This is a genomic window from Meiothermus granaticius NBRC 107808 (assembly GCF_003574355.1).
Taxonomy (GTDB): Bacteria; Deinococcota; Deinococci; order Deinococcales; family Thermaceae; genus Meiothermus; species Meiothermus granaticius.
On sequence record NZ_QWLB01000072.1, the window covers coordinates 1 to 9668 of the forward strand.

Below are 9668 nucleotides of genomic sequence, written 5' to 3' on the forward strand. Positions count from 1 at the left end.
TCCCGAGGCGCCCTACCCCGGCGGGCTGGGCTCCCCCATCCTGATGTACCTGGCCGCCGCCGGGGTAGGGCGCCTCGGGATTATCGAGATGGACCGGGTAGAGCTCTCCAACCTTCAGCGACAGGTGCTCTACTCCACCGCTGAGATCGGACGATCCAAAGCCGAGGTCGCTCGGGAGAAGCTCGAGGCACTCAACCCCCACCTCCAGGTGGAGGCCCATGCGCTGCGGCTGACCTCGCAAAATGCCCTTGATCTCCTGCGCCCCTATGATGTGGTGATTGACGCCAGTGACAACTTCCCTACCCGCTATCTGGTCAACGATGCGTGTGTACTTCTAGATAAACCGCTCGTCTATGGGGCAATACACCAGTTTGAGGGACAGGTTTCGGTATTCCACTGCCAAGGGGGGCCCTGTTATCGCTGTCTCTATCCCATCCCTCCCCAGCCGGGCAGCGTTGCAAACTGTGCTGAGGCCGGGGTATTGGGGGTACTGCCGGGGGTGATTGGGAGCTTGATGGCCGCCGAGGCCCTAAAGCTCCGGCTGGGCTTGGGTGAGCCGCTTTCCGGCCGATTGCTGCTGTATGACGTACTGCATCACGGCTTTCACCAAGTGGCCTTTTCTCGCCGCCCCGATTGCCCGGTCTGTGGAGACCAACCTAGTGTAACTACACTCATAGATTATGAGGCCTGGTGCGGAATTTCGGTGTAGGAAGCTGCTAGAATACACTTTGCTAACTGCTTTCCAGGGGTTGTGAAGGCCCGCTGGGGGAAGGGTTGAGGAGGAAGTATGAGCGCCACCACAGTGAATATCGCACGGGGTCTGGAAGATGTTATCTTCACTGAAAGCAGCCTTTGCTACATTGACGGCGATCAGGGCAAGCTCTACTACAGCGGTTATAAAATTCAGGATCTGGCTGAATACTCCACCTTTGAGGAGGTCAGCTACTTATTGCTGCACGGCAAGCTGCCCACTCGAGCCGAGCTCAAGGCGTTTAGTGCAGCCCTAGTGGCCGAGCGGGCTTTGCCCCGCTCTCTGATTCGCAACATCAAGGCCTATCCCAAGACCGCTCATCCCATGTCGGCCCTGCGCACAGCCATCAGCGAGCTGGGGATGCTCGACCCCCATGAAGACGAGATCAGCCCGGAGGGGCTGTACCAAAAAAGCCTTTCGCTGATCGCTAAATTCCCCACTGTGGTCGCGGCCATCAAGCGCTCGAGGGAAGGGCTCTCCATCCTCGCCCCGCGCAAAGGGCTCTCTCACGCAGCCAACTTCCTCTATATGTCCACCGGCAAGGTGCCCAGCAAAGAGGAGACCAAGCTGATGGATGTGGCCTTGATCCTGCAGGCTGAGCACGGCTTCAATGCCTCAACCTTCACCGCCATCGCCGCGTACTCCACCCAGGCCGACCTCTATTCTTCGATCGTGGCCGCCATCTCCGCGCTTAAGGGCCCCCGCCACGGCGGGGCCAACGAGGCGGTGATGAAGATGCTGGCCGAGATCGGGAGTCCGGAGCGGGTCTCCTCCTGGCTGGCCGAGCTGCAGGCCAAGAAGGGGCGGGTCATGGGGATGGGCCACCGGGTCTACAAGGCCTACGACCCCCGGGCTGGGGTGCTCAACAAATACGCCGCCGAGGTCGCGGCCAAACACGGCCACAGCAAAGAGTATGCGATCCTAAAAGAGGTGGAGCGCCAGGCCGGGGCCATCTACAACCCCAAGGGGATTTATCCCAACGTGGACTTCTACTCTGGGGTGGTGTACAGCGATCTGGGGTATGGCCTCGAGTTCTTCACCCCTATCTTCGCGGTGGCCCGCATCTCCGGCTGGACGGCGCACATCCTCGAGTACACCAAGGTAGACAACCGCCTGCTGCGCCCGGATTCGCTGTATACCGGCAAGCTGGATGTGCCTTACGTACCGATCACCAAGCGGTAACAGCCCAGAAGGCTACGCTGGGGTCTGCCCCTCCAGCAGCCCACGGAACGCCGCCAGGGCCTCTGTGGCGTCCGCGTAGCGTTCCTCAGGGTTTTTGGCCATCAGCCGGGCCACAAAGGCGGCAAGCTCAGGGGTCAGCTCGAGGCCGGTGGCTGGATCGGGAACCAGGGGGGGGATGGGCTGCTCGAGGTGGGCTTGCATCACCTCGAGCGGTTCGCCCATATAGGGGAGTTCCCCGGTAATCAGCCAGAAAAGCATGACCCCAGCGCTGTAGAGATCAGAAGCAAAGGTAGGGGAATGCCCCCGCACCTGCTCCGGTGCAATGTAGGCCAGAGTCCCCAACCGCACCCTTTGGTTGAAGCGCTCACCGCTGGGCCCAGAGAGGTCAAAGTCCACCAACCGGGCCTCACCCGTGCCGTCTACCACAAGGTTATCCGGCTTGATATCCCGGTGTACCAGCGACTGGGCATGCATGTGGGCTAGGGCCTCTAAAAGTTGGGCAAACACCGGCAGAAGCTGGGTGGGATGCTCGGAGCGCCACTGCGAGAGCCGGGTTCCAGGGGCATAGGCCAGCAATACCGCAGGGTGCTCGACCTCGCCATCAGGGACACTTAACCGGGCCAACACTGGGTTGATGCGGTGATCCCGCAGCATCTGCCCCACCTTCCACTCGCGATCTGCCCGGCCCTCGAAGCCCTTAGGAAACACCTTCAGGGCGTACGGCGTACCGTGCACATCGAACGCCAGGTGTACGGTCGCTAGCGCTCCTCGAGCGATAGGCCGAATCACCTTGTAGCGCCCCTCGAGCGTCACCCCGGCCAGTCCCACGTTCTCACTATACCGGGCACCGGGGATGGGCCTTGTCCATTCTTGGCGGGCTTTGGGCGTCTTCAGGGGCCCAGCGTTACCCCCCTCCTGGGCCGGCGGTTCAAGCGATAGACTTAACCCTGATGCGCGGATTGGTGCTGTCGGGTGGAGGGGCGCGTGGGCTAGCCCACATCGGGGTGTTAGAGGTGCTCGAGGCGCAGGGGTTTCACCCTGATGTCATCGCCGGGACCGATATGGGCGCGGTGGTTGGGGCCCTGTACGCCTCCGGCAAAACCCCCGCCGAGATCCTCAGTGTGGCCCGCTCGACCCCCTGGCTGCGCCTCTTGGATCTGGTGCCCCGCCCAGGGCTGATCTCCCACAAGGGGTTACGGGAATGGCTGTCCCGACACCTGCCCCGGCGCTTTGAAGCCTTAGAGCGGCAACTGGTGATCACCGCCGTGGACTTGGAATCCGGGCGATTGGCCTACTTCGCTGAGGGGGATCTGCCTGGCGCGGTGATGGCTTCCGCCGCCTATCCTGGCCTGGTGGCTCCGGTGAGGTTCGAGGGCCGCACCTATGTGGACGGGGGCGTATTGGACAATCTGCCTGTAGACGCAGCCCGCTTCCTCCGGGCTAAGTACGTGCTGGCGGTGGATGTGACCCCCGAGATCAGCCTGCCCGGGGTACCCCGCACCGCCTTGGGCCAGGTGCGCCGCTCCATTGACATCATGCAAAATCACCTCACCGCGGCCCGGCGCTCGCTGTACCCCCCGGAGCTGTATATCCGCCCCGAGCTTCCGGGGGTGGGCATCGAGCAGTTTGGGCGGCTCGAGGAGATCGTGGAGGCCGGGCGCAAAGCGGCCTCAGCGGCTCGGCTCCACTCCAAGCGCTGAAGCCCTACTCTGGCCCAGGCCGCACCCCCAAAGCGGGGGCGGGTCAGGCGTAATACCAGATTTGGCCAGTTCGTCACCATTCAGTGACAAGCTGGCCCGACCGAAGTTATCCGCATAGCGGAGGGCGATAACGCCCCTTGGAAAGGGAGACACTTTTTTCGCCGACTGACATGCTCTATCGCGTCTGCCACAAACACTCGCCTAGCTAGGCGAGTGTTTTGCTTGTCCCAGCCGTCCTCGGCTGGGACAAGCATTCGTGGCAACCGCTCTAGGATTCAAAAAGACAGCCCCTTGGGATTTTGGTTTTGCCAGCGGTCTTTTTGAATCCGGGATAAAATATTCAGGCTATGAGCTACCGGGTCGAAAAAGACAGCATGGGCGAGATTCAGGTCGAAGATTCAGCGCTCTGGGGGGCTCAGACCCAGCGCAGCATCCAAAACTTTCCCATCGGGGTTGAGCGCTTCAAGATGCCCCGCTCCATCATCCGAGCCCTGGGAATCCTAAAGAAAGGGGCCGCCCTGGCCAATGCCGAGCTGGGGGAACTGCCGCGCGAGAAGGCCGAACTGATTGTGCGGGCGGCGGACGAGGTGATCGCCGGCAAGCTCGACGCCCATTTCCCACTGGTGGTGTTCCAGACCGGCTCGGGCACCCAGAGCAACATGAACGCCAACGAGGTCATCGCCAACCGGGCCATCCAGATGGCAGGCGGGGTGCTGGGCAGCAAAACCCCTATTCATCCCAACGATGATGTGAACCGCGGGCAAAGCTCCAATGACACCTTCCCCACTGCCATGCACATCGCGGTGGTAGAGGAACTGCACCGCCAGCTTTACCCCAAGGTCCAGAAGCTGCGCGATACCCTGGCGGACAAGTCGGTGGCCTTCAAGGACGTCGTGAAGGTGGGGCGCACCCATCTTCAAGACGCCACCCCCATCACCCTGGGTCAGGAGATTGGCGGCTGGGTAGCCCAGCTCGAGTACGGCCTCGAGCAAATTTCTCACGCTGAGAAGGGGCTGTATGAGCTGGCCATCGGCGGGACCGCGGTGGGCACAGGGCTCAATGCGCACCCGAGGTTTGGGGATCTGGCCGCTTCCTACTTTGCCAAGGAGACCGGATTCCCTTTTGTTTCAGCCCGCAACAAGTTTGCCGCCCTCAGTGCCCACGATGCCTTGGTCACGGTCAGCGCCTCGCTGCGCACCTTAGCTGGCGCCCTCATGAAAATCGCCAACGACGTGCGCTGGCTGGCCTCAGGGCCCCGCAACGGCATCGGGGAGATCACCATCCCCGAGAACGAGCCCGGTTCCTCCATTATGCCCGGAAAGGTTAATCCCACCCAAAGCGAGGCCATGACCATGGTTTGCGTGCAGGTCTATGGCAACGACGCGGCAGTAGCCTTTGCCGGCAGCCAGGGGAACTTTCAGCTCAACGTTTTCAAGCCGGTGATGGTGTACAACGTTCTCACCAGCATTCAGCTTCTGGGGGATGCTTGCGAGGCCTTCAACGACCACTGCGCGGTGGGAATTGAACCCAACCTGCCGCGCATCCGGGAAAACCTCGAGAAAAACCTGATGGTCGTCACCGCCTTGAACCGTCATATCGGCTATGACCGGGCCGCAGCCATCGCCAAGAAAGCCCATAAAGAGGGAACCAGCCTCAAGGAAGCCGCACTGGCCCTGGGGTATCTGACCGCAGAGGAATTTGACCGCTGGGTGGTCCCGATGGAGATGACCCACCCCAGCTGAGCGGGGTTAGCCCAGGTGCCGCTTCAGCCACTCGAGGTTGCGCCGCGCACTCCCCAGCGGATCTGGGCTGTGGTCTTGCTCGATCAAAAGCCACTCCGCTCCTGTGGTCTGGGCCAGCGCGGCCTTCAGGTTGACCTCCCCCATGCCCAGCTCCACCGTTTCCCAGCCCTGTCCCCCCTTGCGCACATCCTTGAGGTGCAGCAGCGGGGCGCGCGCTGCATAGCGCCGAAGGTAGGTAACCGGGTCCGCCCCCCCGGCGTGCAGCCAGGCGATATCCAGCTCTGCCCCCAAAGCCTCCGAGCGCGAGAGCAGGTAGTCCAGGGCTGTACTGCCGGCAAACCCCTCACGAATTTCGTGGTCGTGGTTATGGTACAGCAGCCTCAATCCCGCCCGCTGGGTATGCTCAGCCAGCTCCGCCAGGCTATCGGCGTTCTGCGCCCAGGTGGGGTTGGCTTTCGACCAAGCACACACCAGGTACTTCGCGCCCAAAGCCCGCACCTCCTCGAGAAACGGTTCGACCCCCGCCGTGAGCTGGTCGAGGGAGGCATGTCGCCCCGCGACCTCGAGCCCCAGCTCCTCCAGCCTTGGTTTTAACTCGGGAATCGGGGGCAGGTTCCCAAACAGCTCCACCCCCGTATACCCCATCTGGGCCACCTGCTCGAGGGTTCCGTAAAAGTCCTGGGCCAGCGCCTCGCGGAGGCTGTAGACCTGAAGGCCAATGGGTGGGTGCATAAGGGGTTCCTTTCCGCTTAGCGCAGGATTTCCTCATCGGATCCCAGGGGCAGCGGGGCCGGTTGGCCCGGCTGGCTGTGCACCGCTACCGCCTGGCGCTCCCTCGAGCTTCGCAGGATGGCGTGCATGGTCTCCAAAACGTGCAGGGCCAGGCTGCCGCTTGCCCGGGGCTCCCGTCCACGGGCATGGGCGTGGAGCATCTCGCTCAAGCCCATCCCCCGGGAATTTTCGGTGAATGGATGAGCCGGAGCGCTTTCGTGCCAGGCCTTATCTTTCCAGATGCGCACATTCCCGCCAAAGCTGTTGGGGTCGGGCAGCACCATGGTTCCCTTCGAGCCATAGATCACCAAGGTGTCGTACTTCTCCCAGTAGGTATCAAAACTGGTGGTCAGGGTACCGATCACCCCGGAGGCCAGCTCGAGGCTGGCGGTCACATGGGTAGGGGTATTGACCGCGATGGCCTCCCCCTTCTTGGGGCCGCTCCCCACCGTGCGGGTTGGGAAGCTGGCCCGGGAAAACCCACTGACCGCCGCTACCGGGCCCAGCAGGGCTACCAGCGCGGTGAGGTAGTACGGCCCCATATCAAAAAGGGGTCCGGCCCCTGGCTGGTAGAAGAACTCCGGGCTGGGGTGCCAGGCTTCTGGACCGTGGCTGAGCATGGCCGCCTGAAAGGCGACCGGCTCCCCGATCACCCCTTCATCCAGAAGCTGCCGGGCGTGCTGTAGGCCTCCTCCCAAAAAGGTATCGGGGGCACACCCCAGCTCCAGGCCCTTGGATCTAGCCAACCGCAGCAGTTCCTGCCCCTCCTCCAGCACGGTGGCTAGGGGTTTTTCGGTGTAGATGTGTTTTCCAGCCTGTAGCGCCGCCCGGCTGACCTCGGCATGGGCGTTGGGGACGGTCAGATTAACCACCCCCTCCACTTCCGGCAGGGCCAGCAGCTCATCTACCGTACAGGCCTTGGGCACCCCATACTTTGCAGCCTGGGCCCGGGCTTTATCCAGATCCAGGTCCGCCAAGGCCACAACCTCCAGGTTGGAGAACTTGCGGGGGGCCTCGAGGTAGATTCCCGAGATGTTTCCTGCGCCAACGATCCCAATCTTATGGCGGTTCATGTGGATTCCAGTTAAACACCCCCCTCCTGGTTTTGACAAGCAAGACGCCTCCCCCATCCCCATTCCCCTGGCGTACCCAGGGTTATTTTTCCCCCATCTCGAGCGTATACTTGGCCTTACCAAGGAGGTAAGCCATGATTCGCACCGTCGCCCTGGTCGGGCACAGCGGGAGCGGCAAAACCACCCTCGGAGAAGCGCTTCTCTACTTCACCGGGGGCAAGGATCGCATGGGCAAGGTAGAAGACGGCAGCACCACCTCGGACTACACCCCGGAAGAGAAGGCTCACCGGGTCTCGGTCCGTACCGGGGTGTTGCCGCTGGTCTACCAAGGGCACCGCATTTATCTGCTGGATGCGCCCGGCTACGCCGACTTCGTAGGGGAAATTCGCGGGGCCATGGAGGCCGCCGATGCCGCAGTGGTGGCCGTAAGCGCCGAGGCAGGCGTGCAAATTGGCACCGAGCGGGCCTGGACGGTGGCCGAGAGGCTGGGGGCTCCCCGGATGGTCGTCGTCACCAAGCTGGAAAAGGGTGGCGATTTTTTTGCCCTGCTGGAGGATCTGCGCTCCACCCTTGGCCCCATCCTTCCGGCCCATCTGCCGTTGTATGAGGGCGGCAAGTGGGTGGGCCTGATCGATGTGCTCCACGACCGGGCTTTCCGCTACGAGCAAGGGCGCCCCGTGGTCACCAGCCTTCCCGAGGACCAGCGGGCGAGCGTGGAAAAATACCGCAACGAGGCCAGGGAGGCCATCATCGAGACCGACGAGGGACTCCTGGAGAAATACCTCGAGGGCGGCGAGGTCGAGGAGGTGGCCCTTTCACGGGCTTTCCACGAGGCGGTGCGCAAAGGGCAGGTTTATCCCGTCGCCATCGGCAGTTCAGGGGCCTTAATCGGGCTGGACATGCTTCTGGATTTGTTCCTCGAGGCCCTTCCCTCCCCGGTGGAGCGCTGGGGCGAGGGCAGTTGTGCCGCCAAGGTCTTCAAGATGCAAGTAGACCCCTTCATGGGGCAGGTGGCCTTCGCCCGGCTGTACCGGGGCAAGCTCAAAGCCGGGGACACTTTGCAGTCGGATAACGGACCGGTGCGGCTGCCACACCTCTACACCGCCAAGGGCAAAGACCTGCTCGAGCTCGAGGAGGCCGAAGCGGGCACCATTCTGGCCCTGCCCAAAGCCGATACCCTGCACAAGGGGATGGAGCTATGGACGGGGGAGCGCCCGGAGTTCCCCTCGGCCCGCCTCCCCGACCCGGTAGCCATGGCCGCCATCGCGCCGGAGTCGCGTGGGGACGAGTCCAAGCTGGGGGAGGCCCTGCGCAAGCTGCTGGAAGAAGACCCCAGCCTACGCTTTGAGCGCAACCCCGAGACCGGCGAGCAAATCCTGTGGGGGATGGGTGATCTGCACCTCGAGACGGCCAAAGAACGCTTGGCCGACTACGGGGTCAAAATCACCCTGCGTCCCCCCAAAATCCCCTACCGGGAGACCATCCGCCGCAAGGCCGAAGGGCAGGGCAAGCACAAGAAGCAATCCGGCGGGCACGGGCAGTACGGCGATGTGTTCTTGCGGCTGGAGCCCCACGAGGACTATCAGTTCGTCTGGGAGATCACCGGGGGGGTCATCCCCACCAAATACACCGAGTCGGTGGAGATGGGGATCAAAGAAGCGGCCAAGCAAGGGGTGTTGGCGGGGTTTCCGGTGATTGGGTACAAGGCCTCGGTCTATCATGGCAGCTACCACGAGGTGGATTCCTCCGACATGGCTTTTCAGATTGCAGCCTCGCTGGCCTTTAAAACCGTGATGGCCCAGGCCGGCCCGGTGCTCCTGGAGCCCATCTACACCCTCAAAATATTTGTTCCCCAAGATCGCGTGGGGGATATCCTCTCCGATCTTCAGTCGCGGCGGGGGCGCATCTTGGGCATGGATCAGGATGGGGCCCTCGCAGTGATCAGCGCTGAGGCTCCGCTGGCGGAGATTTTAGAGTACAGCCGTACCCTCTCCGGGCTCACCCAGGGAACTGGAGCCTACAGCCTCGAGCACTCCCACTACGCTGAGGTTCCCCCGCAGTTGGCACAGAAGGTCATCCAGGAGCGCTCTCAAGCCACATCCTGAGGCGCTGCGAGAACCGGCCTACTCACTCAGCCAAGCCTCAACCACCGGGGAAGGGTCCTGGGCCGCCTCAGACTGGGGGTTCTCGAGCTCCACCAGGTACTTTTCGGCCACCATGGCCGCACGGGTTCCAGCCCCCACACTGGTAGCCAGCTGACGGTAGATGGGGTCGGCCACATCCCCAGCCGCAAACAGCCCCGGCACCGAGGTGAAGATCTCATCCCGCACCGCCACGTAGCCATCCGGGCGCAACTCCACCAGGCCCTTCAGGAAGCCGGTGTTGGGCACGTGCCCGATGAAGACAAAGACCCCATCCGTAGGGTAGTCGTACTTCTCCCCGGTCTTGA

9 protein-coding genes are annotated in these 9668 nt (G+C 62.7%); 5 read left to right on the forward strand and 4 right to left on the reverse strand.

Annotation, left to right across the window (positions count from 1 at the left end; genetic code table 11):
- Together Mgrana_RS16065 and Mgrana_RS16070 are read left to right on the forward strand one after the other, a co-directional pair.
- Positions 1–709, forward strand: a 709-nt coding sequence (locus Mgrana_RS16065; RefSeq protein ID WP_119358597.1) for a HesA/MoeB/ThiF family protein, incomplete at its 5' end; no start/stop codon positions are given.
- A 93-nt stretch (positions 710–802) separates the two neighbouring features.
- Positions 803–1933 carry a citrate synthase/methylcitrate synthase gene (locus tag Mgrana_RS16070; protein WP_170146508.1) on the forward strand — a complete coding sequence of 377 codons (1131 nt, stop codon included), beginning with the start codon at positions 803–805 and terminating at the stop codon, positions 1931–1933.
- A 12-nt stretch (positions 1934–1945) separates the two neighbouring features.
- On the opposite strand, the gene Mgrana_RS16075 is transcribed toward Mgrana_RS16070, so the two are convergent.
- The gene (locus tag Mgrana_RS16075; protein WP_119358599.1) at positions 1946–2761 is read right to left on the reverse strand and encodes a serine/threonine-protein kinase; all 816 of its coding nucleotides are present in this window, start codon (positions 2759–2761) and stop codon (positions 1946–1948) included.
- A gap of 122 nt (positions 2762–2883) precedes the next feature.
- On the opposite strand from Mgrana_RS16075, the gene Mgrana_RS16080 reads away from it, so the two are divergent.
- Together Mgrana_RS16080 and fumC are read left to right on the forward strand one after the other, a co-directional pair.
- Positions 2884–3633: a patatin-like phospholipase family protein gene (locus Mgrana_RS16080; RefSeq protein ID WP_119358600.1), complete on the forward strand. Its 750-nt coding sequence runs from the start codon at positions 2884–2886 to the stop codon at positions 3631–3633.
- A 347-nt stretch (positions 3634–3980) separates the two neighbouring features.
- The gene (gene fumC, locus Mgrana_RS16085; protein ID WP_119358601.1) at positions 3981–5375 is read left to right on the forward strand and encodes a class II fumarate hydratase; all 1395 of its coding nucleotides are present in this window, start codon (positions 3981–3983) and stop codon (positions 5373–5375) included.
- A gap of 6 nt (positions 5376–5381) precedes the next feature.
- On the opposite strand, the gene Mgrana_RS16090 is transcribed toward fumC, so the two are convergent.
- Together Mgrana_RS16090 and Mgrana_RS16095 are read right to left on the reverse strand one after the other, a co-directional pair.
- Positions 5382–6107 (reverse strand): sugar phosphate isomerase/epimerase family protein, encoded by a 726-nt coding sequence (locus Mgrana_RS16090; protein WP_119358602.1) that lies wholly within the window; start codon positions 6105–6107, stop codon positions 5382–5384.
- A gap of 17 nt (positions 6108–6124) precedes the next feature.
- On the reverse strand, positions 6125–7219 hold the full coding sequence (locus tag Mgrana_RS16095; RefSeq protein WP_119358603.1) for a Gfo/Idh/MocA family protein: 1095 nt from the start codon (positions 7217–7219) through the stop codon (positions 6125–6127).
- 134 nt (positions 7220–7353) lie between these two features.
- On the opposite strand from Mgrana_RS16095, the gene Mgrana_RS16100 reads away from it, so the two are divergent.
- Positions 7354–9324, forward strand: a complete 1971-nt coding sequence (locus tag Mgrana_RS16100; protein ID WP_119358604.1) for an elongation factor G — start codon at positions 7354–7356, stop codon at positions 9322–9324.
- Between the two features lie 18 nt (positions 9325–9342).
- Here Mgrana_RS16100 and Mgrana_RS16105 read toward each other — a convergent pair.
- A partial coding sequence (locus Mgrana_RS16105) for an NAD(P)/FAD-dependent oxidoreductase (RefSeq protein WP_170146507.1) occupies positions 9343–9668 on the reverse strand: 326 nt, incomplete at its 5' end.